The sequence below is a fragment of the Cyanobacterium aponinum PCC 10605 genome (genome assembly GCF_000317675.1).
Lineage (GTDB): Bacteria > Cyanobacteriota > Cyanobacteriia > Cyanobacteriales > Cyanobacteriaceae > PCC-10605.
Window position 1 is genome coordinate 298,696 of record NC_019776.1, and the last position, 26,263, is coordinate 324,958.

Sequence of the window (26,263 nt, forward strand, 5' to 3'; positions counted from 1 at the left end):
TTAACCCCTACGATAACGTAAACCGTAGGGGCAGAATAATATTCTGCCCACCCTCACCCAATTTTCTCACTTACTTTCACCACAATTTCGGCTCTATTCTCTCCTCAAATATTACTCATTTATAACCAAACATTAATTAATTTCAACTTATTAAAAGGGCAAATCGAATATAATATTTTTTGATGATGAATATTCCGAATCTTTCTCCCAATTACGGGGATTATTTAAAATATATTCTCGAACATTATTAAGCATTTCTTCATCTTTAATAACCTTTTCATAATAATTTCTTTGCCATATTAAAGATGTACCTTTTTGTTGACAAATTTGATTAATTTTGCTCGTCACTGCCCCTTTAAACGATCGAACTATACTCGGAATTGAACCTTTAACAACTTTCTGAAATTGGTTATATTTTTCTTCTTGATTAAGTGATTCTTTAATCCATAAAATACCGTGCAAATGATTGGGCATAATCACAAATACATCTAATTCCACAGAGGGAAAATGCTCTGGTATTTCTAACCAACATTGAAGTGAGATTGAACCCAGATGATTTAATAATACTTGATCCTGTTTAATTTCACCCCATAAACATTGTCGATATTGAGTACAAATAGTAACGAAATAAACTCCTTGTTGACTATAATCATAATGTTTTAAACGGATTGATCGACGGTGAAAAAAATTCATACCATATCTGATACTAACAATTATTCATAAGGGAAAATAGGTTGAACATTATGTTATCGCAGGGGCAGAGTATCATTCTGCCCACCTAACCCTCATTTCTCTGGTTTGAATGTCTAAAATTTGTATTGTAAGTCGATGACAATATATAATGATTATTGAACAATTAAATTAATAAGTTTTATGAAAGTAAAAGAAATAGATCAAAATATACTTGGTCAAACCACTGAGGTACTTATAAATAAAAAAAAAGCTAAGGGTAAAATAATAGCGATTGCAGATCATTCTACTCATCAACAAGTTTGTATTCAAATAGAAGAAGGTAAAATGGGTGTTTGGATTCCTGCTCTTGCATTAGTTGATTATGATAAACTCGCTGTTTCAGTATCTTCTAACATTTTAGAACAGGTTGTCAAATTACCTCAAGATTTTTTCGTTTCAGTGCAAAAAAAAGCAGAACAAGATATAACTTCTTTGGTCGATTTTGCTGATAATTTAGCTAAAAATATTAATAATAAAGTTGCTAGTGATATTCAATTAATTAATTCCGCAGTAGAAAAAGCTCAAAAATTAATAGAAAAAACAACTCAAGAAATTGCAAAATCTGGTGAAAATAGTATTAAATTTATTAATCAATATTTAGCAGAAACTAATTCAGCTATTGGAAAAATTCTCAATCAAATATCAGATATAATTCAAAATTTCTCGAATGAGACTTTTCGTAAATGTATTGCAATGGCAATGAAAGTGGCAGAGGATTCTTTTGATAGTGCCAAAAAAGTTGTTGATAAATTAAGACAAGAATATCCGAAAGAAAAGTCTTTTAAAATTGCCCAAAGATTAATCAACAGAAGTACAATTTTTTCACTTGGTTTTGGCATCGCCATGGATGGATTTAATTTCGCTGAATCATTAACTAAATTATCAATTGGTTTAGATTTAGCTAAAAATGCAGCCCTTTTGTCAGAGTTAGTTTATCAAATAGGGATTGCGTATGGTTTTAATGATATTAATAAAATTACTAAAGGAGAAGCCATCGCTATTATTGCCTTATGTTTAGGAATAGACATTCTACAACAATTAGGGTTAAAAGCCTTAACAGAACCTAGTTCTATTGTTAGTATTCCTATAAAAGCAGTTTCTAATGTTGCTTTATTTCAATTAGTTGGCTATGCTTCGTGTTTATATTTTGATATTAAAGTAAACGGGGCAGAGAATCCTCTAGTTTCAGGAAAAGCCTATCAACAATTTACAGATAAATTACGGATTTACTTGGACGAAACATTAAGCGAAACCGAAAAATTGGCAGATATTGTTAAAGATGCGATCTCAATTAAACAACAAGTACCTGCTTTAGCTACTGCATAAAATCATAAAAATCAATGATTACGGGGGAGTAGATTAAAGATTCTGGTGGGGATGGGTTGAACACTGTTCAACCCCTACGATAACGCAAATTGTAGGGGCAGAATGATATTCTGCCCACCCTCACCTCAATTTTGTTGCTCACTTCCTCCCGAATTTTTTGCTCACCACCATCTCAATTTATTACCCACCACCACCCAAATTTTTCGCCTATTTTCCCTTCAAATATTACTCATTTATAAGCAAATATTAATGAATTTTCACTTGTTAAAAAGGTAAATCGAATATGATATTTTTCGATGATGAATATTCGGAATCTTTCTCCCAAATACGATGATTCTCTAAAATATATTTTCGCACATTATTAAGCTTTTGTTCATTTTTAATAACCTTTTCATAATAATTTCTTTGTCATATTAAAGATGTGCCTTTTTGTTGATAAATTTGATTAATTTTTTTTCGTTACTGCCCCTTTAAACGATCGCACTTAAATGATTTAATAATACTTGATTTTGTATGATTTCTCCCCATAAACATTGTATATACAAGGTACAAATTACGAAATAAATTCCTTGTTGACTATAATCATAATATAAAAAAATAAATCAATAATGAAAGTCCTATTTGATTGTACTTCAGTGCGCGATCGCATCTCTGGTATTGGTTATTATACTTATAGCTTGATGAAGGCTTTACAGAAAGGCAATTTTCCTGATTTGGAATTGAATTTTTGTCGCCAACCTAGTATGAAACAATGGTTAAAGCATCAACAAGATTTACCAGATGTCTTAAAACAATTTCCCTCCATTCAATTTTTACCTTTTCCAGTAACAGTAAGTGATTTTCTGGGTAAATCCGCAGGTTATTTTACGAATAATATTGGTCATTTTGACATAATTCACGGTACAGATCATTATGTTTACCCTTTTAAAGAAGGAAAAAAAATCATGAATATCCATGATTTAACTTTTTTAAAATATCCTCAATTTTGCACAAATATTGTTAAACAATATACTCGCAGAATAAAAAAATGTTTACCGTGGACTGATTTAATAATTACTTTTGCTGAAAGTACAAAAAAAGATATTATTGACTATTTAGGAGTAAAAGAAGAAAAAATATTCATTACCTCAGAAGCAAGTAGATATGATTTTAACTATTTAAAAACTATAAATATTGATTTAATCAAAAGTAAAACTAACTATGATTTTTCTCAGAAATATCTATTATTTGTAAGCACGATCGAACCTAGAAAAAACATTATCAGTCTGATAAAAGCCTTTAATATTTGCAAAGAAAAATATCATCTCCATCATCACTTAATTCTTATTGGTAATAAGGGTTGGCAGTATGAGCCTATTTTTGCCGAAATAGAAAATTCCCCTTTTTCTGATCAAATTCATCATTTAGGGTATTTAACTGATGCTCAGTTAGCCATTTTTTATGCCCATGCTGATATGTTTATCTATCCCTCTTTTTATGAGGGTTTTGGTTTGCCTATTCTTGAAGCAATGACTTTAGGTACACCTGTAATTACTTCTTCCGTATCATCCATGCCTGAAGTGGGAGGAGATGCGGCAATTTATGTTAATCCCCATGATGTGGATGCTTTGGCAAATAGAATTTATCAGCTAGGGCTTGATCCGATCTTACGTCAAAGTTTAATTGAAAAAGGAAAAAACCGAGCAAAACTTTATTCTTGGCAAAGAGTAGCACAAGAAACCCTCAAGGCTTACTCCTATCTAGCTTAAAAGAAAACCCAGAAAATTTGATTATAAATACTAATAAAAAAAAATAGAGATTAAAAAAATGTAAAGGATAAGAAAAGGTTTACAATGTATAGATTAGATTATAAAGAACTTAAATATAAAATTCACAACTGAGATTTAATAACCTTACTTTATATTAGATGAGTATTGATAAACCCATTTCAAAAACATCCTTTGCTTTAACAACCCCTCTTTATTACGTTAACGGTTTACCCCACATTGGCAGCGCTTACACCACTATGATTGCAGATGCGATCGCACGTTGGTATCGTCTTTCTGGTCATGAAGTTATGTTCGTCACAGGTACAGATGAACACGGTCAAAAAATCCAACGCACCGCCGAAGAAAAAGGAGTAAATCCTCAAGAACATTGCGATCGTATTTCTCAACAATTTCAAGACTTATGGCATAAATTAGATATAAAATTCGATCGCTTTAGTCGCACTACTGCTAGTAATCATCAAGCTATTGTCAATGAATTTTTTGCCAGAGTGCAAAAGAGTGATGATATATATTTAGCTCAACAACAGGGATGGTATTGTGTTGCCTGTGAAGAATTTAAAGAAAAAAGAGAACTCACAGAAGACGGTTTTTGTCCTATTCACACTAACCAAAAAGTAGAATGGAGAGATGAAGAAAACTACTTTTTTCGCCTTTCCCGTTACCAACAACAACTAGAAGAACTATACACCAAAAATCCAGACTTTATTCAGCCTGAAAGCAGAAGAAACGAAGTTATTAACTTTGTCAAACAAGGATTACAAGATTTTTCTATTTCCCGTGTTAATGTTTCTTGGGGTTTCCCCATACCAGACGACCCTAAACATACAATTTACGTGTGGTTTGATGCCCTTTTAGGCTATATTAGCGCTCTTTTAGATGAAAATGATCCCCCAACCCTCGAAAATGCCCTTAAAAAGTGGTATCCCTTCAACTTACATCTCATTGGCAAAGATATATTAAGATTCCATGCCGTTTATTGGCCTGCAATGTTGATGTCAGCACAATTGCCCTTACCAAAACAGGTATTTGGACATGGTTTCTTAACTAAAGATGGTAAAAAGATGGGTAAAAGTTTGGGCAACACTTTAGATCCATTCTCCCTAGTAGAAAAATATGGATCTGATGCTGTACGTTACTATTTTCTCAAAGAAATCGAATTAGGGGAAGATGGTGACTTCAACGAAATTCGTTTTGTGAATACCTTAAATGCAGATTTAGCAAATGACCTAGGAAATTTATTAAACCGCAGTTTAGGAATGCTGAAAAAATACTGCAAAGGAGTTTTACCCCCCATTACTCAAACAGATATTAGCGAAGAAAATGAAGTGAAACAGATAGGTAAATCTTTAGAAAAGAAGGTCATAGAAGCCTATCAAAATTATCGTTTTTCCAGCTTATGCCAAGAAGTTTTAAACCTCATTCGTAGTTGCAACAAATTTATTGATGAGAGTCAACCTTGGAGTTTATATAAACAAGGGGAGCAAAAAGAAGTCGAAAAAATTCTTTATGTAGTGTTAGAGTCCGTCCGATTCGCTGGTTTTTCTCTTGCTCCAATAATACCGAATATTAGTAATAAGATTTATACTCAACTGGGATTCAATTTTGATTTTAATCAAAAAGATTTAGGATTAAAAAGTAATATTAGTAATGAACATGGGCAGTGGGGTATTCTTCCTATTAACCAAGAATTGCCTAAAGCTGAACCTATATTCGCTAGACTCGAAGTACCAGAAAATAAATAGTTAATTAAATTTAGTTTCTTCTTTTAATATTCTTCTAATATATAGATATATAACTCATAGATATATAGCTAATATATAGAAATTTTTTTTAATTTTATCAAAATCATAAAATCTTTTTTAGAAACCAACTATAAACAAAAATAACTTTAATAAAAAATAAGGATAAAAAAATGTGGGATAATTTTGATAGTGATCCCGTCTTTCCCCCTGAACAAGTTTTAGAAAATAGGGGAAGGGTTGCGATCTTCATTGATGGTTCAAATTTATTTTATGCCGCCCTCCAGTTAGGAGTTGAAATCGATTATACAAAACTCCTTTATCGTTTGACTGCTGGTGCGAAATTGTTACGGGCTTTCTTTTATACTGGAGTCGATCGTACTAATGAAAAGCAACAGGGATTTTTACTTTGGATGCGTCGTAATGGCTACCGAGTTATTGCCAAGGATTTAGTGCAGTTACCTGACGGTTCAAAAAAAGCTAATTTGGATGTGGAAATTGCCGTTGATTTAATGGCTTTAGTGGATTATTATGATACTGCTGTATTGGTGAGTGGAGATGGAGATTTAGCCTATGCGGTGGATGCAGTGAGTTATCGGGGCGCTCGTATCGAAGTGGTAAGTTTGCGATCGATGACCAGTGATAGTTTAATTAATGTAGCAGACCGCTATATAGATTTAGACCAAATTCGGGAAGATATACAAAAAACCCGTAAATCCAATTTAACTTATGATGCTTTTTCTCCTTATCATCTCATCGAAAATAGAGATCCTGAAGAGTGATTGTCCTAATTTAAATTTGAGTTGTCTGGTTAAAACAGTGTATTAGGGAGCAGTGAATAATGAATAGAATAGTTGGTAATAAACAAATTCTGACTCCTACTCATTACTCATTACTAAAATATAAACGCTATGGATCAATTTTTCATGTTCAAAAACTGAGTTAATTCAGGGCGGAAAAGTAATTTAACTTGTCCTGTGGGTCCATTTCTGTGTTTAGCGATAATAACTTCAGCAACTCCTTGATCCACACTATCAGGATGATAATACTCATCACGATAAAGCATCATTACCAAGTCCGCATCTTGTTCGATCGAGTTATGAACAATAATATTATTGGCAATAAAATTGTGATAATTCTCCACCGTTAAATCATATACTTCAGTTTCTCCCAATGGTTCTATTGATGTGATTTCATCCCAATAAATATCACTATTAGCTAAAGATTTAATCACATCACATTGCACAATTTCCCCTAATTTTATTGTTGAGATTTCTGAGCTAGGTAAATAACGAGGTAAAGCAATAAAATCTTTAACCGATAATTCGTCTAATCTTTTCCAACCTTCAATAGTGAAAAATTTATGATTAGCTGTTGCTTTAATAGTTCGCCCTAAGCGAGTTTTTAAACAAAAAACAGGTTTTATCCCCGTACAAAAAGCATTTATTACCTTGGCTTTTTCTATTTTCATAGTTGCCTCATTCAAGGCGAAAACAGTAATATCTTTTTTGCTTACTAATTCACGAATAGGAACAACAGTATTTGTATCTGCCAACGCAATTAAACTATCTCCCGATAAACAGCCTGATTCTCTTAAATCCGATAGCATAGGACGTTTATTAGTACGCTGTTCTACCCCACGACTTAATTGAGAAAGAGCAATAATTGGGGCGTTCACTTCCCTTGCTAACCCCTTAAGAGAGCGAGTAATACGAGATAATTCTTGTACTCGATTATCACTACCACCCTGCATCAACTGTAAATAATCCAGTAAAATCAAGCCTAATTTACCCTTTTTCTCAGCCTGTAAACGGCGAACCTCCGATCGCATCTGCATTACTGTTAAATTACCCGTATCATCAATATAAATAGGTAACTCGGATAAAACACTCATCGCCGCCATTAAAGGTTCCATTTCTTGCTCTGTAATACGACCAGATTTTAATCGACTACTTTCTAATTTTGCCTCAGCAGATAACAAACGCAGAACTAATTGATCCCGTGACATTTCCAAGCTAAAAATAGCAACTGCTAAATCATGTTTTTGGGCAATATTAGAAGCAATATTGAGGGCAAAACTGGTTTTACCCATAGAAGGACGACCTGCGATAATGATTAAATCAGACCTTTGTAGTCCTCCAGTCATGGCATCTAAATCATAAAAATCGGTACTGATACCGGGCAAGGCAACTTGATCTTGAAAGTTTTGGATTTCTGTAAACGTCTCAATCAAAGTATCTGAAATCGGTATTAACCCTTGACTTACTCTTGCTTGGGTTAAACTAAATATTTTTTGTTCGGCTTCATCTAAAACATTATCTAAATCTTTGGTGGTATCGTAAGCTAATTCTTGAATTTGTTGAGCAGTAGTAATGAGCAATCTTCTGACGTATTTTTCCGTAACTAAAGGTACGTAACGCTCAATATTTGCCGAGGAAACCGTGCGATCTAATAAACTAACTATTTTGGGAGTGCCACCAATTTTATCGAGTAAGCCATGATCATTTAACCAAGTATTAATGGTCATTAAATCAATGGGTTGCCCCTGAAAATATAGATTTCTGGCGGCTTCATAAATTTGACGATGGGCATTAACGTAAAAAGCCTCGGGCGGTAATATATCAATAATTTTCCCCATAGCATTAGGATCAAACAGAAGACTTCCGAGGATGATTTCTTCTGCTTCTATATTCTGAGGTGGTAAAGAGTTAAGGGCTAAATCTGGGGTAAATTCCGTCATTCTAACAGGTCTTTTTATAAACTTATTTTGACACAAAAATAGCCCCTGATCACTCAGAGGCTTAAATTTTACCTATGTTCAACGCAAAAATCCTTGATTTAGGAAGATTTCAGGTTGCAGGTTTTAATTAATTACTAATTATCTTTGTTCTTTACTCTAAAAAAATGAAATCCATTAACCTAAAATGGCTTTAGCTTGGGCAACTACATTATCAACAGTGAAGCCAAATTTTTCCATGACAACACCACCGGGAGCAGACGCACCAAAAGTATTAATACCGATGCAAACTCCTTCATCACCAACAAAGCGTTCCCAACCATAGGTAACACCAGCTTCAACGGAGATACGTTTTTTCACGGATTTAGGTAATACAGATTCCTTGTAAGCCTCATCTTGTTGATCAAATAATTCAACACAAGGCATGGAAACAACACGAACTTTTAAGCCTTCGGCTTTTAATTTTTCTGCGGCTTCAACACAAAGACCAACTTCGCTACCAGTACCGATTAAGATTAAATCTAATTCTTCCGGAGCGAATCCACAGGAAAGTACATAACCACCTTTAGCCACTGCATCGATGGAAGATCCCGCTAAGTTAGGTAAGCCTTGACGGGTTAAAGCCATTAAGGAAGGGGTTTTATCAGCTTCGATCGCAACTTTGTAAGCTCCAGAGGTTTCATTACCATCGGCGGGGCGGAACACTAATAAGTCGGGAATCATGCGCAAAGACATAACGTGTTCTACGGGTTGGTGAGTAGGTCCATCTTCCCCTAATGCGATGGAATCGTGAGTCATGACCCAGATTACTTTGGCTTCAGATAAAGCAGATAAACGGATGGAGTTTCTCATGTAGTCAGTAAAGACTAAGAAAGTAGCACCGTAGGGAATTAAACCGCTATTGTGTAAAGCAATACCATTACAGATTGCTCCCATAGCGTGTTCTCTAACACCGAAGTGGATATTACGATTTTCGTAAGCACCTTTTTGGAAGTCGCCAGAGCAATGAATTTCGGTTAAGTTAGAGTGGGTTAAGTCCGCAGAACCACCGACTAATTGAGGTAAAACAGGTGCGATCGCATTTAAGCAGATTTCAGAGTGCTTACGACTTGCTAAGGCTTTATCTTCGGGAGTGTAAGAAGGTAAACAGTCCGCCCAATTTTCAGGTAATTTACCAGAGATTTGATTTTCAAATTCAGTAGCTTCAGCAGGATACTTGGTTTTGTAAGTAGCAAAGGTTTCTTCCCACTCAGCTTGTAAACTAGCACCTCTTTCGATGGCTTTATGGAAGTGATTATAAACTTCTTCTGGAACAACGAAAGGATCGTAATTCCAACCCAATTCTTTACGGGTTAAAGCCACTTCATCCGCACCTAAGGCCGCACCGTGAACTCCAGCAGTATCAGCTTTATTAGGAGAACCATAACCGATAGTAGTAGTAACTTTAATCAAAGAAGGTTTATCAGTAACAGCTTTAGCCGCCTCAATGGCAGATGCGATCGCCTCTAAATCAGTATTACCATTTTCTACGTGTTGAACGTGCCAACCATAAGCCTCATAACGCTTGCAAACATCTTCAGTAAAAGCGATGTCGGTAGAACCATCAATAGAAATGTGGTTATCATCATAGAGAGCGATTAACTTACCTAAGCCCCAATGTCCAGCCAAAGAAGCCGCTTCTCCAGAAATACCTTCCATATTGCAACCATCACCGAGAATAACATAAGTGTAATGATCAACGATAGTCGCATCAGGTTTATTGAATTTAGCCGCTAAATGAGCTTCTGCTAAAGCTAAACCAACTCCATTAGCAATACCTTGTCCTAAAGGACCTGTGGTAACTTCAATTCCTGCAGTAACGAAATTCTCAGGGTGTCCGGGAGTTTTAGATTTCCATTGACGGAACTGCTTAATATCTTCAATAGTTACACTATCATAACCGTATAAATGTAATAAAGAATACTGAAGCATAGAACCATGACCAGCAGAAAGGATGAAACGGTCACGATTGAACCATTGAGGATTTTTGGGATTAAATTTCATGAACTGATCCCATAACACAAACGCCATAGGCGCTGCGCCCATAGGTAGTCCGGGGTGTCCAGATTTTGCTTTTTCTACACCGTCAATGGAGAGAAAACGGATTGCATTAATGCAAAGTTCTTGAATAGATTGGGTTGCAACCACCATAATCAGTTTATTTAATTAATTTGTTTAATTGTTTAATCGTTTACAGTTATCTTCTCATTCTTTCGCATTGATCGCAATAATTTAATCAGAGTTCTTACATTTTACTCTGAACCCCGAACTCCGTTCACAACCGAAGGAAGTGCATGAGCGATCGAGCTTTCTCTCCAAACTCTGATAAACTAGGTTTCCGAAGGACTTTGCTGATTGAGTAAAGGAGAAAAATAAGCAACCAACGCACCTAAAGCAAAGCCAATAATATTACGAAATAAAGGCAACCACTCAGAGGTACGAGAAACCACAGGTCCCATGCCAAAAGCGAAAAATAAGATACCCCATAAAGGAGAAATAATTAAAACCCACTGCCATGCAAAAACTTGACCTTCTTTACGAGGTAATGCGGCTAAACCAAAGATAACGCCACCTACCACCGAAGTTACTAAAGTTAAAATCCACTGTTCTTTTGGTAATCCCGGTACGACTAAACATCCTCCATCTGCCAAACAGTTTTTAACCGTATCAATAGTATGGACGATCGCATTATTTTCCCCATGCTCCCTTACATAATACATATTGCCGAAGCGAGTTTGTAACTCAATCCAAAAGGTACGGGGCAATAAATCATAAACATCATCCCCAACACTAAAAGCTAGTAAATTTCCTCCTTTTCCATCCGCTACAAGAAGGATACTGCGATCGTCCAAACCCCAAAAATTAATTACTGCTCTTCCGGGAGAACGTTCATATTGGGTTAAAACTCTTAATTTCCAGCCTGTTTCCTGTTCAAAACTTTCTATATCCTCAATCAGAGATTCTTGTTGTAAATCCGGTAAATAATTGGCTAAATCGACGACGGGAGTAACTTCTTCGGGCAGTAATTCAGGGTTATTAACAGCGTAGGCAGGATGAGTGGGAAATATAAACCAAGTTCCCAAACTGATTAAACCGACAAACAAAGCAAGGATTACTTTAGTAACAATACGATGGTGCATAGTTTCTTAACAAATAAAGTAGTTTTATAAAAGTTTTCTTAATTTTCGTTACAAATTTTAACTTTTATTTTAACTTAACTGTTTCAACTATGAAGGTATTTTTAATAAAGATAATCTCTGTTAGAAATTAAGCGTTGCTTAATTGTGATATAAAATCTAACTTACATTTACCCTCAAAATTGAGGCATAAAAATATTATCACCATTGCAATAGTACCTAGTCCCGAAGACTAATTTATTCAATCTGGGGCAATTCTTCACCGTTAGCAATAGGATCTTCAATATGTTGAGAAATAGCATCTTTAATATTTACGGTAATTTTCTCATCGGATTATAATAATGATTAATAAAAGTTAATTATAGTAAAATCTATGAAAATAGAATATACATTTTGGCAAGAAAATGATGGTAAATATTTAGGTTATCTAAATGAGTATCCAGATTATTGGACACAAGGAGAAACATTAGAGGATTTAGAAGAACATCTTAAAGATCTGTATAAAGAGTTTTCTGTTCACTTTATTCCTAGTATTAAAAAAGTGGCATTATTAGAAATTTAATGAAACGGAAAGACTTAATTAAAATTATAGAAAAACATGGGTGTATTTTGATTCGTCATGGAGGAAAGCACAATATTTATCAAAATCCCGATACTGGAATTTCTCAGCCAATTCCAAGACAGAAAGAAATTAATGAAAGATTAGCTAAGAAAATAATTAAAGATTTAACTGACAATTAAAACTCGATCGCACTTCTAAACTCCCTATAAACCAGATAGAATTATTGACACAAGTTGGGTAGTCTTTATTTAACATACAATAGTCTCTCCTACATAGGGTCTAAAAGGATCATTAGCGGTATAGTATGAAACTGACCAAATTATGACAAAAATTATGGAGAAAAACAGCACTTTTGCAGTGTGGCTACTAAGGATGTCTCGTCTAATAGCAGAATTTTTTCTTGAAGCCAGAATAAACAAAAATAACCGAATTAAAAAATGTAATAAAACCTATACAACAATACACCAAAAGAAAAGTAACCCGAGCGCTTCAGCAATCCCGTTAGCGTCAGTGCAGGGATTAATTGTAGAAATATATTGAACATAACCTAATATGTAAGTTGATATTAACACCAATAATGAATAGTATAAAAACACCCTCCAAGATTCAATGGCGTAAAATATAACAGGCGATATTACGAAGAAAAATATCATAGGCGAAAAAACGAATGCTAAAAGAAAGTATAACATTCTGCTCTAACTCCATAAAATAAATTTAGAGAACTCTAATTACAATTCCTTCTCATCGTATCCTTTGTTAAGTTCGATCCTATTATTAATTATTCAAAATCCAATTTGCCAAGTTTGTTTGTATTTTTGTTAATCTTTCTGGAGAAATTTGTCCAATATAGCCAAAAAATATTTTTTGTGATACAACTGCTAATCTTGAAACTCTGACAACACTTTCTGATTTTAAACCTGTTTCTGAAAAATCAGAATCAAGAGGGGAAATAATTTCATCTAAGCCAATAATTTCTTGTCCTATTTTGCTCAAAATCATACAAACTAACCAATCTTCATAACTGTTTGGCACTGATTTAAGCAATAATGCAGGTCTTTATTTTGCTGACAATTAAATCTGTTTGCGGAAATTGAAACAAGACAATTTGACCAACTACTGCCATTTTTCGATTAAATCTGCTTCTGTATATTCAGGAATAAGATCATTTTCTAAACCTTTCATTGCTTGTTCAAGAGAAAACTGACTCCATAGTTGGTTTTCAGTTTTAAGATTCTCTTGTTGAATAATGTCAATCAAATTTAGCACTTTCATCTGTTCACTTTCAGAAAGGTTCTCTATTTTCTGGTTAATTAATCCTTTAATAGACATTTTTGCAAATTCATTATCTATCAACGTTACTTTATTTTATTTTATCTAAACCTATATAAACTCGATCGCACTATTGGTAATTTATCGCACTATTGGTAATTTTCAAAATATTTAATTACCTCATTTAAAACTTGATCGATGGTGGGTTTTTGGCAACTAATAACATCATCAGGTAAATGTTTATGATGAGGAAATGTAGAAAGATTAGGGAAATGTGGAGTGCTATCATAACGGAATATTAAATAATTACTCTCATCTTGAAAATGATAACGATAATCCAGAAAATTTAACTGATTTTCCTTTATTTCTATTGCTTCGCTAATTTGTAACAAATGTGTCTGATGAAATCGTAATCTAATTTTTAAATTAGCTCTTTTGGGTGTGATAATCTCCTCAATATATAATTCTACATAAAGATTTTCGCACTGAACAATCACTTGTTCAACTTTATTCAAATAATCAAATAAAATGCTAGGCGGCAACATTATTTAATCGTTCTTGTAATTCTTGATGCAAAGCAATATAATGACGGTAATCATTTGCCCATTCTATAAAAATGGCATCATCAGAAAACTTTCCTTGATTATATTTATTGAAAAAATCTTCAGAATCCATTTTATGCTGATTCTCATATATACTTAGTCGCTTGGCAATGGCAATCAACGCATCTAAAGATGATGTATATTGAATTATTTGTTTGCGCATTTTCTTTTTAATGACTATTGATGAGTGAGTTATAGCCTTTCAGATACAAGGTTATCTCAAAATTATCATTAGATCAATGATTGCTTTTTAATGATCGCATTTTCAATAATCGAGCCTCATAAAAATCAAGTAGGTTGGGTATCTCGAAGTGCAATTCAATATTCAAACATCAATTAACCATGATTTTGTTGGGTTTCGTGTCTCAACCCAACCTACAAAGAAGATGCGATCGCACTTGCCATAAAATAAAAATTAACGATTCTTATCAACAGTTGCCGAAATATTTGCATTCACTCAAGTGGCTTCGGTCAATCCGATGCACCGAAATGTTAGGCTGTAGTTTAGTTTATTGAAGTAGTCCTAGCTTTTTCAATCGAGAACGAATGCCACCTGGCTTTCTCTGAAACTCTCTAGCTAAATTATTGATTGTCACCCCTTGTTTGTAGCGTTGTCTTAATCGTTCATCTTCAGTCTTAGTCCAGCGTTCATAAGCTCGTGGGTGTGTTTTCTGAATATCTTTAATACTGTATTTTTTTTGAGTTGCAACCTGCTTGAAAGTTTCATGTCTAACCACTTCAAAACGTACTCTACCTGTATTGATTGCCTTAGCAATGGCTTGCTGCAACTGAGATAAATCTGCTTGCCCCGTCTTAACATCCAAAATTACAACTTCTAAATTATTTTCGTTCCCACCATTGTCCTTAGTTTCGTAAATAAAAAAGTAGGGTGGGCAATGCCCACCTTATGTAATTAGATTAGATCTAGTTAATATCTAGTTGATAGATGCAGAAGTGCTTACCGCAGGTTTAAAACTAGGTACAACGACCTCACTATCCTGTTTAGTTAACTTGTTATAAAGTCTTTCGGTGTTAGGGAAATTAGCCGCAGGTAAAGTGGGATAACGACGATAAGGCACAGTATCTTCACCGAACACTTGAGCATATTCCATACTACCAACTAAAGCAGAAATAAAGGCACGAATACCTTGAGAAGCTAAAATTTGGTTATAGTGTTGGATTTCTTTTTGGTTCAAAGGCGCACGTCCTAAGAAATGCTTAGTTCCTAACTCAATTACTTTAGTATTAGGATAAGGTGCATAGAACTCTTTTAAGTATAGTTCAGAAGAACCTAAAGCCTCGATAAACTCTTTCACAGTGATTTCACCGTTACCTAATTTACTTTCTAAGTTGGTGAAATTAGCATTGACAACATAAGGCTCAATATCACGCTCAAACACTTGACGATAAGCGGCACGAACTGCATTTTTTAACGCTACTTTATCACTGGTGTTAGTGAGTTTGAAGACTTTGGTTTGTTGACGTTGAACGGTAACACCTTGATTCACACGAGCTTTAACATCGGGTTCAGTGCGTAAACCGCTAACTTGTCCTAATTCAACAAATCTGGGGGTTACTTCCTTATCAACTCGTTTACCAATATCCTCACGAAGTGTTCCTACTCTTGCCATGCGTAATTGCATACCAGCAGGAGTTAAATAACGCTCGTAGGGTACGGTATCCTCACCGAAGGCTTCGTTATACTCAGTACTGTCGATCAACGCATCTACAAAGGCATAGAAACCTTTTTTAGAACATAAATCGAAGTATTTGTTCATCTCACTACGTCCGTAGGTAGGTCGGCCTAAGAGACGACGGTGGATATATTCGATCGCCTTACAGACATAGAAAGGAGTCCAATAGGTTTTTAAGAAGGTGTCAGATTTAGCTAAAATACGGACAAACTCTCTGAGACTAATGTCACCATTTTCAAGTTTAATTTCCGCTACGGTTAAACGTTGTCCTTCATAAACATCACGACCAAAAATTTGACGGTAGGTAGCACGGATTACCGCTTGAGTGGAACTTTCACCGAATTTAACGCTAGCACCGTTACTGCTTCCGGGTAACTGGTTATTTAAACGAACCACTTTTGCTCCCAATGAGCCGGGGTTGACTGCACGGGCTTTAGGATTGCTGTTTTGGTTGTTGATACCAGGTCCACGATGGATTAAAATACGTTTGGTATCTTTGCTAAAAGGTGCAGGCGCACTGCTAGGATTACGGTTTTCTTTGGGGAAAATCGCACCAAATTGAATTTCTAAGGGGTCATTTCCTGAACCATAAACGTGTTGATCTGGTAAGGGGCGATCGTACTTAGCAAAGGTGGTGATAAACTGAGGTACTTTGCGGAAAGGTGCGCAATAGTTGAATAAATCCTGTTGCATTCCCCAGTTACGGCATTCTTGAGCCTCTACTCCTAAACCTCTGATGTAGGGTACAGTTTCCTCACCGAAGTAGTCGGAATATTCTTGAGAATCAATTAACGCATCTACTAAAGCAGATAAACCACCACTGGAAACGATGGAGAAATATTTTTGTACTTCCTCACGGGAAGAAGGACCACGACCTAAAATGTGACGGAAAGCCAATTCTAAGGCACGGGAGTTGATGAAAGGTTCAAAGAATTGCTTACGGTATAAAGGAGATTTCGCTAAACGGCGGATAAATTCCTTCATGGAAATATCACCATTTTTCACCTGAGATTCGAGGTAAGAAATGGATTGAGAGTAAGCACGGGTGATGTCACGCTCAAACACTTGACGATAAGCGGCTTTAACCACATCATTTTTTTCTGTGGCGGATAAACCGGGTTTCATCACGAATTTGGGACGACGCTCGGCGGCGTTGAAGTAACTTTGGGGTAGTTCTAAACCTTGTAAGTCACGGGAGTTACGTTGGCGAAGTTTATTAGAAGGGGTTGGAGTTTGTAACTCACTTACCAAAATGTCAAAGTATTGGGTGAGAATATCTTTGGCTTCGGCATCATTTTTAAAGTAGCTAATGGAAGCCACTTTCATTTCTAATAAAGCCACAACAGTAGCATCAACGGAACAGGCATTTTCTAAAATTTCTTTTAAGCCTCTGGTGTTTACTACCAAAATATTGGGATCACCAGCAACTACTGCATAAGTAACATAACGTAAGAACCAAGACATATCCCGTAAGGATTTGGTCATATTAGCAGGACCATAACGAGAAATGTTGATGGGGCGAAAACCTACGGGAATTTTACCAATGCCGGGGTTAGTAAAAACAGATAATAAACCACCAAGTAAACCGCCACCACTTTCGCTTCCTTGCCCACCACTGACAAAAGTTTGAGTGGATTGTTGAGCCGCTTTGATGTCACTAGGTAAATCAGCAACACTGCCACCACCAACGCCCACTAAGGTTCTTTCCGTTTGTTCTACGGGAGGTTTTTCCAAGAAAGACATGGGTGAACCACCAGTAAAAATACGGTTAGCGGCACGGGATACGATTAAGTCAGAATTTTGGGTTAAGACTTCAGCGATTGCCAGTCTTCTTAATCCTGAGTTGAAATAGGTGTCTAATTCCCCTAGTTCATTGCGATCGAGAAAACGATCTTGCTGTTCTGCCTGAATGATCGTGGATACAGCTACTGTTTGATACAATTGCGGTCTGGCTAAAGAACTACCGCCACTTGCTTTTATACTCATTGATTGTTTTATTTTAAAATTTAGTTTCTTTATCCATTCATTAGGTTATAGATTAAATCTTTTTGGGGTCTGATTGTTATTTTGTTAACATTTGTTACAACTTCTATGCTTATTTTTCAGATTGATGGAGATTTAATCTCTTGTTTTATTCTCAAATTAGGACTCAGTAAGTCTTGAATAATGCTTAAAAGCTAACTTCATTTAACCAACGGACAGCATCTTTTGCATGGTAAGTTAAGATTAAATCTGCTCCTGCTCGTTTAAAACTCATTAAGGTTTCAATGGTTACTTTTTTCTCATCTATCCAACCATTTAAGGCGGCGGCTTTCACCATGGAATATTCCCCAGAAACGTTATAGGCGGCAACGGGTAAGTTGGTAGCTTCTTTGACTCGCCAAATAATATCCATATAAGATAATGCTGGTTTCACCATAAGCATATCTGCACCCTCAGCAATATCTAATTCGATTTCTTTGAGAGCCTCTAAACTGTTGGCAGGATTCATTTGATAGGTGCGTCTATCTCCATAACTAGGAGCAGATTCGGCGGCATCTCTGAAAGGTCCATAATAGGCAGAGGCATATTTAGCGGCATAGGACATGATGGGGATATGACTGAAACCATTTTCATCTAAGGCTTCTCTAATTACTTTAACAAAGCCATCCATCATCCCTGAAGGGGCAATAATATCAGCTCCTGCTTTTGCTTGGGAGACTGCGGTTTTTTTCAATAGTTCAAGAGTTGGATCATTTAAAACCCGACCTACTAAATCGCCTACTTCTAAGTAACCACAATGTCCGTGGGGAGTATATTCACATAGGCAGGTATCATTCATCACGATTAAATCGGGTACTGCTTCTTTGACTGCGGTGGTTGCTTTTTGTACAATGCCACAATCATGCCATGCCCCAGTTGCTTCGTTGTCTTTATCTTCGGGAATACCAAAAAGAATAATAGCGGGAATCCCCATGTCATAGACCTCTTTGGCTTCCTCAACTATTTTGTCCACAGATAATTGATAAACTCCAGGCATGGATTTGACTTCTTTTGCGATCGCATTTCCGGGTACTGCAAATAAAGGATAAATTAAATCATTAGGAGTTAAAACCGTTTCTTGTACCATGCGACGTAAGCCAACAGAAGCACGTAAACGGCGAGGGCGATTAATAGGGAACATATCTAACTATTTATATTTGTTTGAATAATGACCGTTTTCCTAGTTTAAGGCGATCGCAGTCTTTTTCCCTATAAGTTAGCAATATTTTGTTACTTTTACCGTTTTGTTTGCAAATTGAAATACATATAAAATTATGGTTCTTCTGGTTCTTCAGAGTGTGGTTATGATAAATTTAATAAGAAAAACGGGACTTCCATAACCTTTTAGGTGTCAGGTGTCAGGTTGCAGGTTGCAGGTTGCAGGTATTAGGGGATGAGGGGATGAGGTGATGAGGGGAAAGGGGGAAGTAGGGGCTTAGGGTTTTGGGGTGGTAGGGGTTTTTAGCAAGGGGCTTTCTTCTGACCTAGGCAAGGGGCTTAAGCCCCTTGTTTAAGTCAGTTCGGATTAAGGCAATTTTATCGTTATTTCTAAGAAGCTATAAGATTTTCTGACTACGAGTTGGTCTGCTTTCAGCTTATCCAAAACTCAGGTTAACTAATAATTTACACGACGAGAAGTGATAGAGCCAAAATTATTTTCTTTTGTCAAGAACTTCTAAAAAAGCAGAATTAGTAAGTTTCAAATTACCATCAATCATCTCTATGGTGAAATTTCTTTTCTCTTTTTGTTTTGTACCATCTTTATAAAGATAGGTGTTTTTTCCTTCCAAAGTAATAAGGTTTTCATTTTGATTGACGACTTTTAACTCTTCTACGGTTACTTGAGCAAATTGATTAAAAAAGCTAGGATCAAGGTTATTCGGATTAGCAAAAAACTGACGGGCGCGATCGTAATTTTTCTGAGAAACTAAATTATAAAACTCCTGTAAGGCACTAACTGCGGAATCTGCATTTAAAGTGTTAGTTGTATTGGGCGTAGTGTTTTCAGCATTATCGACAGAAGTTGCATCAGTTTGATTATCCGCACTATCTCCCGTGTTAACCATATTTTCGGGGTTACTAATATCCGTCGTTATGGCATTGTTTTGAGACTCTACCTCGGCTTGCCTTCTCAACTGTTCAGCCCTAATTCTTTCTAATTCAGCTTGTTGACGTTGTTTTTCAGCTTCTGCTCTCCTTTGGGCTTCTTCTTCTCTCATTTTTTGTTCTTGAGCTAGTCTCGCTTCTGTTTCTGCCTTTTCTTGCTCAATTTGAGCGAGTTGTGCTTGAGTTTGTTGGATATATTCAGTGATTAAAAATCCCGCTGAAACTAAAACTCCGGCAATGATAGCACTTATAACTAAGGGAATCCAATTATTTTTTTGGTAATTTTCTTGGGTATAAGTATCAGAAGAGTAAGAGGGTTGAGAAATCGGTTGAGAAAAGTTTTTTGGCTTAGTTACTGGGTGAGAAGGAGAATTTTCCTGAGAATAAACAGGATTATTGACAGGTTTTATCTCTGGTTTAATATTTGGTTGTACTGGGGTAGGTGTGCCGGACATCGAGTTATAATCGACGGGAATGGCAACGGTAGGGGAATTAATTTCTGAGTTAGAATTTCTGGGAGAATGAAGAGGTAATTTGTCAGGAATTTCTCTCCCTTGGGGGATAACTGCAACGGTTTGAATTTCACTCAAACACAAATCCTGTAACATTTCCTTGGCGGTTGCATAACGCTGACTTAGATCAATTTTACTCGCCCTACTTAGCACTTCTTGTAATTGTGGATCTATATCAGGGACATAATTAGTCCATTCTAACTGCCCATTTAATGAATTACTGGGAAATTCGATGGGATATTTTCCTGTTAGACTATAAATCATAGTCAAGGCAAGGGCGTATAAATCGCTACTGTAAACGGTTCTACCCGTGCTTTGCTCAGGGGGCATAAATCCTTTTGTACCCACTACCACGGAGCTTACCATTGAACCAGAGCTCAAAGCCACAGTACCCATAGTTTCTTTCACTGCACCAAAGTCAATTAAAATGGGTACTCCATCACGGTGACGAATAATAATATTTTCAGGCTTAATATCTCTATGAATAATTTTTTGACTGTGAATAAATTGTAGAGTTTGCAATAAAGATGTGAGAATATTACGACATTGGCTGGAGTTTATAATTCCCAAATCAGCAAGGCTTGTTCCTTCAATATATTCTTGAACTAGATAAAATTGGTTGTTTTCGACAAAATAAGCGTATAGTGTGGGAATTTGAGGACAGTTTTGCCCTAATTCTTCTAATACTTGAGCTTCTTTCTGGAAAAGATCGCTAATTACATCGGCGGATACATTATGATTAGAGTTAACTTGTCGCAGACGTTTGATCACAATTAGTCGTTGAGAGGGTAAGTGGGTATCTCTGGCTAAAAATGTTTCTCCAAAGCCTCCTTTGCCTAAAGTATTTATAATTTGATAACGCCCTGCAATTAATGAATCCATCTCAACTATCATCTCTCAACAAAAAATCAAAGAAAACTTCTATTGAATATAGCAATTTCTTTCTCAATTCAGCTAGTTTTTAGCAAAAATATGTGGGTCTACAGCCCTGTCCTTCAGAGTATCAGTGTGTTATTATTTTTTTTCGGAGGCAAGGTACGCAAATTCATCAACCTCTTAAAAAATTAGTGACAAAATATAATATGGAGTACGTCAAAAAAACTTAAAACATGGGATTTTACAGAGTTTTTCCTGTTTGTATTTTTGGCATCCTCTCCGCCCTGTGCTTCCCTAAAGGATTGAAATTCCCACTACTAGAATAACCTCAGTTCGGTTTAAGAATATCCAACAAGGTTAGGTGTCAGGTTGCAGGTTGCAGGTTGCAGGTGGTAGGGGTTTTTAGCAAGGGGCTTAAGCCCCTTGTTTAAGTCAGTTCGGATTAAGGCAATTTTATCGTTGTTTCTAAGAAGCTATAAGGTTTTCTGACTAGGAGAAAATAATGCTTTCAGCTTATCCGAACTCAGGTTAGAATAATTAAATCAAATTTGTTATGGATTTTCTTTTTTTATCAAAATTATTACCTCTTTTTCTCTATCCTCTGGGATTTGCCTGTTTTTCTTTGTTAATTGCCCTAGTTTTGTGGTGGAAATTTCCCCGTTTTTTACCCATTCCGATTATCTTGGCTTTGTTAGTTTTATTTCTGTCGAGTAATTTTTTTGTTAGTAATTTACTGGTTAAATCCCTTGAATGGCAATATTTAGCCTCTCCTAGCTCCATTGATAACGCACAAGCCATAGTTGTATTAGGTGGGGGAATCAAGCCTCTAGTTTACCCCCGCCCGATGATTGATTTAGCAGAACAAGGCGATCGCGTCATTTATGCCTCTCAACTTTATAAAATGAAAAAATCTCCTTTAATTCTGGTTTCGGGGGGAAGAATCCCTTGGAAAGCCTTAGAGAGCCAAAGTTCAGAAGCCTCTGATATGACTAAATTACTTGTATTACTTGGCGTTCCAGAATCAGCAATTATAAAAGAAGGTAAATCTTTAAATACTTATGAAAATGCCGTCAATACCCGTTTAATCTTAGAAGAGAAAGGAATCAAACAAATTATATTAGTTACGTCAGCATTACATATGCCGCGATCGGTGAAAATTTTTCAAAAACAAGGTTTTGATGTAATACCAGCTCCCACAGATTTTTTTGTAACCGAACAAGATTTTATCAAGGATGACAGTTGGCAAAATATAATTATTAATCTTTTTCCCAACTCCACATATTTGTACAATACTAACCTAGCCTTAAAAGAATATTTAGGAATTATTATTTATAAGCTCAAAGGATGGATTTAGTGAACTTCAGTTTCGGTTTAAAAATATCTGATAAGGTTAGGTGTCAGGTGTCAGGTCGCAGGTTGCAGGTGTTAGGAGATGGGGGGATGGGGGGATGAGGGGAAAAGGGGAAACAAGTAATAAATGATAAATAAGTAGACAGGAAATTTACCGAAAAATTCAACAAGTTTTGTGATGACAAATTGTCAGGGAAATTTGAAGAAAAGATGAGGGGAGAAGGCAAAGGTGTAAATAGTGTTGAGGTTAATAATAACTCCGAACTCCGAACTCCGAACTCATTACTTCTAGGTTATCATTCCGGTGTTGCATCCCCCTGAAGTTTTAATGAGTAATTAATTCTTCAACTATGGGGGGATTTTCCTGAGTAGTAAGTTTTTCTAGCAAAGTTGCACTAGCTTGGTTCAAGCCAATTAATTTAACTTCTGCACCATTACGACGGAATTTCAATACCACTTTATCCACGGCCGCAACTGCCCCTTGATCCCATAGGTGGGCGTGAGTTAAGTTAATGGTGACAGTATCGACTAATTCGTCAAAATCAAATTTACCTAAAAATTCTTCAATGGAGACAAAGAAAATTTGCCCAGATACATTATAGGTACGATGATTACCGTCTTCGCTCAATACTTTATCCACAAACACTAATTGTGCAATTTGACGGGAGAAAAATACTGTACTCATGATAATGCCGGTAATTACCCCCAATGCAAAATTTCGGGTAGCAATGGTAATTAACATGGTTGCTAACATTACTGCCGTTTCCGTGGGAGGAGTGCGAGGGATATTCTTAAAAGATGACCAACGTATCGTACCAATAGATACCATAATCATTACGGCAACTAATGCACCCATAGGCATCTGTTTAACCCAATCTTGCAGGACTAAAATCGCAAATAACAGAAAAATTCCCGCACTAAAAGTCGATAATCTGCCTCTACCTCCTGATTGTACATTAATGACAGACTGCCCAATCATGCCACATCCGGCCATACCCCCAAAGAAGGATGTAACAATATTAGCGATACCCTGCCCTTTTGCTTCTTGGTTTTTGTCGCTAGGGGTATCGGTTAATTCATCCACTAGGGCGGCGGTGAGGAAAGAGGCGAGCAATCCCACTAATGCCATTGTCAGAGAGTAAGGAAGAATGATATTGAGGGTTTCGAGGTTTAAGGGTATATTAGGTAAGGCAAAAATTGGTAATGTGGTGGGCAATTCTCCCATGTCTCCCACTGTAGGCACATCTAATTTCAGGGTAATGGTGGCTATTGTCATTACCGCTAAGGCAACGAGAGGAGAAGGTACTACTTGGGTAAAACGGGGTAGGATATAAATAATTAGTAAAGATGCGATCGTAATTAAATATACTGTGGAGGGTACATTGGTTAATTGAGGTAGTTGAGCGAGAAAAATTAGTACTCCCAGAGCGTTAATATAACCCATCATCACGGCACGGGGTACATATTTCATTTGTTTACCGAGTTTGAATACCCCGAATAATACTTGTAAAATCCCCGTTAACAGAGTTGCCGCAAATAAATATTCGATACCATGATCCTTTACTAAGTTAACCATTAATAATGCCATTGCACCTGTAGCGGCAGAGATAGAACCAGTCCTACCTCCGAGAAATGCGGTGATTACAGCAATAATAAAGGATGCGTATAAGCCAACTTTGGGATCAACTCCCGCTATAATGGAAAATGCGATCGCCTCTGGAATAAGAGCTAAACCTACGACTGCTCCTGCTAAAATATCTGCTTTAATATTGGAAAACCATTCCCTTTTTAGGGTTCTTGAATTGATAAACATTTCCTCCGGTAATATTTGATTAAGTATAGGTGACGTTAAAACAAAATGATTTAATTTAATAAAAAATTATTGAAAATCAATTTATTCAGTTTTTTCATCAATACCCGTTGATTTAAACTTCTAAATTTAGCTTCCAAACTTAGTGATTTAATATATATGGATTAGAATATAAAGTTAGTTTAGGGGGGATACATTATTTTAGATGCGATCGAGTTTTATTTACAAAAGTTAATAATACTTATAGCTTTTTTTCTGGGAAAAATCAAGAGATTTCAAAGTGGCATTGCTGAATTACGGTATGAAATGTACTGAAATTATGCCAAAAATTGAGACATAAAAATATTGTTACTTAACCTGAGTTCGGATAAATTTTTATTTGTGAGTGATAGCGAAAAGAGCAATAGGCAATAAAAGGCAAAAGAGCCTTTATGATCAGTGTTAAAAATTACAACTTTGTCTTTCTCTAGTGTGTTCAGGTTCTAACCATGAGTAAGCAAAATGACTAATAGATTGTACTCCTTTTACTGAGTTTCTAATCCCTTCCATTTGAGATTCTAAAGAGGGGCGTTTACCATCGTTTCTCCCCCAAAATCCTGCTAAAACAGGTTTTACATTGCTATCTTGTGCCGAGGCTTGAGTTACCCTTTTTACCTGATCAATGATACAGTTAGGACTACCGCATAAAGCATAAGACATGGGATGCCATTCTATACGGGGAGAAAAACTATCCCAAGGTTGTAAACGAGAGTCAAAGCCTATTTCTCCTACCACTTGATTACCGTCTGGAAAAAATACTGCTCCTGCGGGTATTCCTCTTTGTTGAACTTGGCTTGAGACAAAATCGAGAAAATCAATGACTCCTTGGGCGGCATGGGCAACGGTAAAGTACCAAGTTTCAATCTGTAAGTTACTCAAATTGTTAGGAGCATTAGGATTTCTTCCCTGCCAAAGGGGGGTTTTTTCATCTGGGTATAGTCTTTTCATTTCTTCGATGTCATTACCATTGATTGAGCCTTTAGTAATGTATCTTTCTAATAACCATCTCCCTTGTCTATTTGTTGCTCTATTTAAAAGGGTTTCCTTGGAAGCGGGGCTATAAATCCATAAATCTTTTACTTTACCCACCACCGACTCATTGCCACTACCACGAGGATAGCGAATATAGTCGAATAGTACCCCATCAGGACGGCGTTGCAATATTGCTTGTAACATTTGGCTATAGTCTTGTCTTGCTTGACGACTATAGGGATCAACAAAAGCCTGTGATTGGTCATGGACAAAGTCTATACTATTTTCTCCTCTACCATTCCGAGCTAATACAGAGGTGCGATCGCTTCTTTGAGCATAAACATAACCAAAATTGAGACTAAATAACCAAGCATAAATTTTTAAGCCTCTTTGTCGGGCTTTTTCTAAGGTTTCCGCATATAAATCTCTATTTTCGTACCCCGGAGCGTCTAAAACACTATCCCACGCTGTGAAATTTCCATTTTTAGGTAGTAATACTCTACCATCATAAAATACTTCTAAGTAAACGGTGTTATAACCTAAATTAACAATTTGATCTAAAACGCGATCAATTGAACCTGCCTTGGCATCGCAGGGATAAAGCCTTAACCAGATGGCTTGTTCTTTTAGCCAATGATTACGACGACAATTATTGAGTTGTTGGCTATGTTGTTGAATAAGTTGTTGGTATTCTCTTTGGGCATTATTGTCTCCAGAAATTGCTTTTTCCCTTAAATTATTTTTGATGTTGATGGAGTTTTGATCTAATTGACAATAAGGATTAGTAACCCCATAGCTAGGTAACTGAAATAAGGTTTGACTAATAAGGGAAATGAAAATGAGACTAATATTTAACCAAGAGAGTTTCTGCATTTGTTTCCGAGAGAATAGAAGGAATTAAAAATTAATAGATGGAGTTACACTTTTATGAGTAAATGTTAATAACTAGGAACTAATTTAACAAAATATA

At 36.0% G+C, this 26,263-nt stretch carries 21 protein-coding genes; 7 read left to right on the top strand and 14 right to left on the bottom strand.

The features are described 5' to 3' along the window. Nucleotides 1-150: 150 nt before the first annotated feature. Nucleotides 151-693 (bottom strand): transposase, encoded by a 543-nt coding sequence (locus CYAN10605_RS01210; RefSeq protein WP_015218120.1) that lies wholly within the window; start codon nt 691-693, stop codon nt 151-153. A gap of 180 nt (nt 694-873) precedes the next feature. Here CYAN10605_RS01210 and CYAN10605_RS01215 point away from each other — a divergent pair, with 180 nt between their 5' ends. From CYAN10605_RS01215 to CYAN10605_RS01230, 4 genes are all read left to right on the top strand, one after another. Continuing rightward, nucleotides 874-2,058 carry a hypothetical protein gene (locus CYAN10605_RS01215; RefSeq protein WP_015218121.1) on the top strand — a complete coding sequence of 395 codons (1,185 nt, stop codon included), beginning with the start codon at nt 874-876 and terminating at the stop codon, nt 2,056-2,058. Between the two features lie 605 nt (nt 2,059-2,663). Then, entirely contained in the window at nt 2,664-3,806 is a 1,143-nt protein-coding gene (locus CYAN10605_RS01220; protein WP_041922396.1) for a glycosyltransferase family 4 protein, read from the top strand. Nucleotides 3,807-3,964: 158 nt separating this feature from the next. Beyond that, nucleotides 3,965-5,569: a methionine--tRNA ligase gene (gene metG, locus CYAN10605_RS01225; RefSeq protein WP_015218123.1), complete on the top strand. Its 1,605-nt coding sequence runs from the start codon at nt 3,965-3,967 to the stop codon at nt 5,567-5,569. Between the two features lie 170 nt (nt 5,570-5,739). Further along, on the top strand, nt 5,740-6,348 hold the full coding sequence (locus tag CYAN10605_RS01230) for a LabA-like NYN domain-containing protein (RefSeq protein ID WP_015218124.1): 609 nt from the start codon (nt 5,740-5,742) through the stop codon (nt 6,346-6,348). A gap of 134 nt (nt 6,349-6,482) precedes the next feature. Here CYAN10605_RS01230 and dnaB read toward each other — a convergent pair whose 3' ends face one another. The 3 genes from dnaB to CYAN10605_RS01245 all read right to left on the bottom strand — a co-directional run bounded on the left by dnaB (nt 6,483) and on the right by CYAN10605_RS01245 (nt 11,482). Beyond that, entirely contained in the window at nt 6,483-8,306 is a 1,824-nt protein-coding gene (gene dnaB, locus CYAN10605_RS01235; RefSeq protein WP_015218125.1) for a replicative DNA helicase, read from the bottom strand. Nucleotides 8,307-8,480: 174 nt separating this feature from the next. Continuing rightward, entirely contained in the window at nt 8,481-10,493 is a 2,013-nt protein-coding gene (gene tkt, locus CYAN10605_RS01240; RefSeq protein ID WP_015218126.1) for a transketolase, read from the bottom strand. Between the two features lie 179 nt (nt 10,494-10,672). Next, nucleotides 10,673-11,482, bottom strand: coding sequence for a TPM domain-containing protein (locus CYAN10605_RS01245; RefSeq protein WP_015218127.1), 810 nt, complete (start codon nt 11,480-11,482; stop codon nt 10,673-10,675). Between the two features lie 370 nt (nt 11,483-11,852). On the opposite strand from CYAN10605_RS01245, the gene CYAN10605_RS01250 reads away from it, so the two are divergent. Together CYAN10605_RS01250 and CYAN10605_RS01255 are read left to right on the top strand one after the other, a co-directional pair. After that, a complete protein-coding gene (locus CYAN10605_RS01250; RefSeq protein ID WP_015218128.1) occupies nt 11,853-12,041 on the top strand; it encodes a type II toxin-antitoxin system HicB family antitoxin in 189 nt (62 codons plus the stop codon). After that, nucleotides 12,041-12,220 (top strand): type II toxin-antitoxin system HicA family toxin, encoded by a 180-nt coding sequence (locus tag CYAN10605_RS01255; protein ID WP_015218129.1) that lies wholly within the window; start codon nt 12,041-12,043, stop codon nt 12,218-12,220. The genes CYAN10605_RS01250 and CYAN10605_RS01255 overlap by 1 nt, the downstream gene beginning before the upstream one ends. A gap of 595 nt (nt 12,221-12,815) precedes the next feature. Here CYAN10605_RS01255 and CYAN10605_RS01265 read toward each other — a convergent pair. From CYAN10605_RS01265 to CYAN10605_RS01300, 8 genes are all read right to left on the bottom strand, one after another. Then, the gene (locus CYAN10605_RS01265) at nt 12,816-13,085 is read right to left on the bottom strand and encodes a type II toxin-antitoxin system PemK/MazF family toxin (RefSeq protein WP_306302773.1); all 270 of its coding nucleotides are present in this window, start codon (nt 13,083-13,085) and stop codon (nt 12,816-12,818) included. Nucleotides 13,086-13,154: 69 nt separating this feature from the next. Beyond that, entirely contained in the window at nt 13,155-13,370 is a 216-nt protein-coding gene (locus tag CYAN10605_RS01270; protein WP_015218130.1) for a hypothetical protein, read from the bottom strand. An 89-nt stretch (nt 13,371-13,459) separates the two neighbouring features. Next, entirely contained in the window at nt 13,460-13,855 is a 396-nt protein-coding gene (tumE, locus tag CYAN10605_RS01275) for a toxin TumE (RefSeq protein ID WP_015218131.1), read from the bottom strand. Continuing rightward, nucleotides 13,842-14,075 (bottom strand): antitoxin TumA, encoded by a 234-nt coding sequence (gene tumA, locus CYAN10605_RS01280; protein ID WP_015218132.1) that lies wholly within the window; start codon nt 14,073-14,075, stop codon nt 13,842-13,844. The genes tumE and tumA overlap by 14 nt, the downstream gene beginning before the upstream one ends. A gap of 346 nt (nt 14,076-14,421) precedes the next feature. Continuing rightward, nucleotides 14,422-14,790 carry a Holliday junction resolvase-like protein gene (locus CYAN10605_RS01285; RefSeq protein WP_277422496.1) on the bottom strand — a complete coding sequence of 123 codons (369 nt, stop codon included), beginning with the start codon at nt 14,788-14,790 and terminating at the stop codon, nt 14,422-14,424. A 57-nt stretch (nt 14,791-14,847) separates the two neighbouring features. Continuing rightward, a complete protein-coding gene (locus CYAN10605_RS01290; protein ID WP_015218133.1) occupies nt 14,848-17,592 on the bottom strand; it encodes a phycobilisome rod-core linker polypeptide in 2,745 nt (914 codons plus the stop codon). A 184-nt stretch (nt 17,593-17,776) separates the two neighbouring features. Beyond that, nucleotides 17,777-18,769: a porphobilinogen synthase gene (gene hemB, locus CYAN10605_RS01295; RefSeq protein ID WP_015218134.1), complete on the bottom strand. Its 993-nt coding sequence runs from the start codon at nt 18,767-18,769 to the stop codon at nt 17,777-17,779. 511 nt (nt 18,770-19,280) lie between these two features. After that, a complete protein-coding gene (locus tag CYAN10605_RS01300) occupies nt 19,281-21,128 on the bottom strand; it encodes a serine/threonine-protein kinase (RefSeq protein WP_150108915.1) in 1,848 nt (615 codons plus the stop codon). 547 nt (nt 21,129-21,675) lie between these two features. Between CYAN10605_RS01300 and CYAN10605_RS01305 the strand changes: the two genes are divergently transcribed. Next, nucleotides 21,676-22,476 (top strand): YdcF family protein, encoded by an 801-nt coding sequence (locus CYAN10605_RS01305; protein WP_015218136.1) that lies wholly within the window; start codon nt 21,676-21,678, stop codon nt 22,474-22,476. A 321-nt stretch (nt 22,477-22,797) separates the two neighbouring features. On the opposite strand, the gene CYAN10605_RS01310 is transcribed toward CYAN10605_RS01305, so the two are convergent. Next, nucleotides 22,798-24,285, bottom strand: a complete 1,488-nt coding sequence (locus CYAN10605_RS01310; RefSeq protein WP_015218137.1) for a SulP family inorganic anion transporter — start codon at nt 24,283-24,285, stop codon at nt 22,798-22,800. Nucleotides 24,286-24,723: 438 nt separating this feature from the next. After that, nucleotides 24,724-26,166 carry a family 10 glycosylhydrolase gene (locus CYAN10605_RS01315; protein WP_015218138.1) on the bottom strand — a complete coding sequence of 481 codons (1,443 nt, stop codon included), beginning with the start codon at nt 26,164-26,166 and terminating at the stop codon, nt 24,724-24,726. Nucleotides 26,167-26,263: the final 97 nt, after the last annotated feature.

Bases quoted from the DNA above. Each gene is read 5' to 3' on its own strand.
- CYAN10605_RS01210 (WP_015218120.1), bottom strand. From the start codon at position 693: ATGAATTTTTTTCACCGTCGATCAATCCGTTTAAAACATTATGATTAT.
- CYAN10605_RS01215 (WP_015218121.1), top strand. From the start codon at position 874: ATGAAAGTAAAAGAAATAGATCAAAATATACTTGGTCAAACCACTGAG.
- metG (WP_015218123.1), top strand. From the start codon at position 3,965: ATGAGTATTGATAAACCCATTTCAAAAACATCCTTTGCTTTAACAACC.
- CYAN10605_RS01230 (WP_015218124.1), top strand. From the start codon at position 5,740: ATGTGGGATAATTTTGATAGTGATCCCGTCTTTCCCCCTGAACAAGTT.
- dnaB (WP_015218125.1), bottom strand. From the start codon at position 8,306: ATGACGGAATTTACCCCAGATTTAGCCCTTAACTCTTTACCACCTCAG.
- tkt (WP_015218126.1), bottom strand. From the start codon at position 10,493: ATGGTGGTTGCAACCCAATCTATTCAAGAACTTTGCATTAATGCAATC.
- CYAN10605_RS01245 (WP_015218127.1), bottom strand. From the start codon at position 11,482: ATGCACCATCGTATTGTTACTAAAGTAATCCTTGCTTTGTTTGTCGGT.
- CYAN10605_RS01250 (WP_015218128.1), top strand. From the start codon at position 11,853: ATGAAAATAGAATATACATTTTGGCAAGAAAATGATGGTAAATATTTA.
- CYAN10605_RS01255 (WP_015218129.1), top strand. From the start codon at position 12,041: ATGAAACGGAAAGACTTAATTAAAATTATAGAAAAACATGGGTGTATT.
- CYAN10605_RS01270 (WP_015218130.1), bottom strand. From the start codon at position 13,370: ATGTCTATTAAAGGATTAATTAACCAGAAAATAGAGAACCTTTCTGAA.
- tumE (WP_015218131.1), bottom strand. From the start codon at position 13,855: ATGTTGCCGCCTAGCATTTTATTTGATTATTTGAATAAAGTTGAACAA.
- tumA (WP_015218132.1), bottom strand. From the start codon at position 14,075: ATGCGCAAACAAATAATTCAATATACATCATCTTTAGATGCGTTGATT.
- CYAN10605_RS01290 (WP_015218133.1), bottom strand. From the start codon at position 17,592: ATGAGTATAAAAGCAAGTGGCGGTAGTTCTTTAGCCAGACCGCAATTG.
- hemB (WP_015218134.1), bottom strand. From the start codon at position 18,769: ATGTTCCCTATTAATCGCCCTCGCCGTTTACGTGCTTCTGTTGGCTTA.
- CYAN10605_RS01300 (WP_150108915.1), bottom strand. From the start codon at position 21,128: ATGGATTCATTAATTGCAGGGCGTTATCAAATTATAAATACTTTAGGC.
- CYAN10605_RS01305 (WP_015218136.1), top strand. From the start codon at position 21,676: ATGGATTTTCTTTTTTTATCAAAATTATTACCTCTTTTTCTCTATCCT.
- CYAN10605_RS01310 (WP_015218137.1), bottom strand. From the start codon at position 24,285: ATGTTTATCAATTCAAGAACCCTAAAAAGGGAATGGTTTTCCAATATT.
- CYAN10605_RS01315 (WP_015218138.1), bottom strand. From the start codon at position 26,166: ATGCAGAAACTCTCTTGGTTAAATATTAGTCTCATTTTCATTTCCCTT.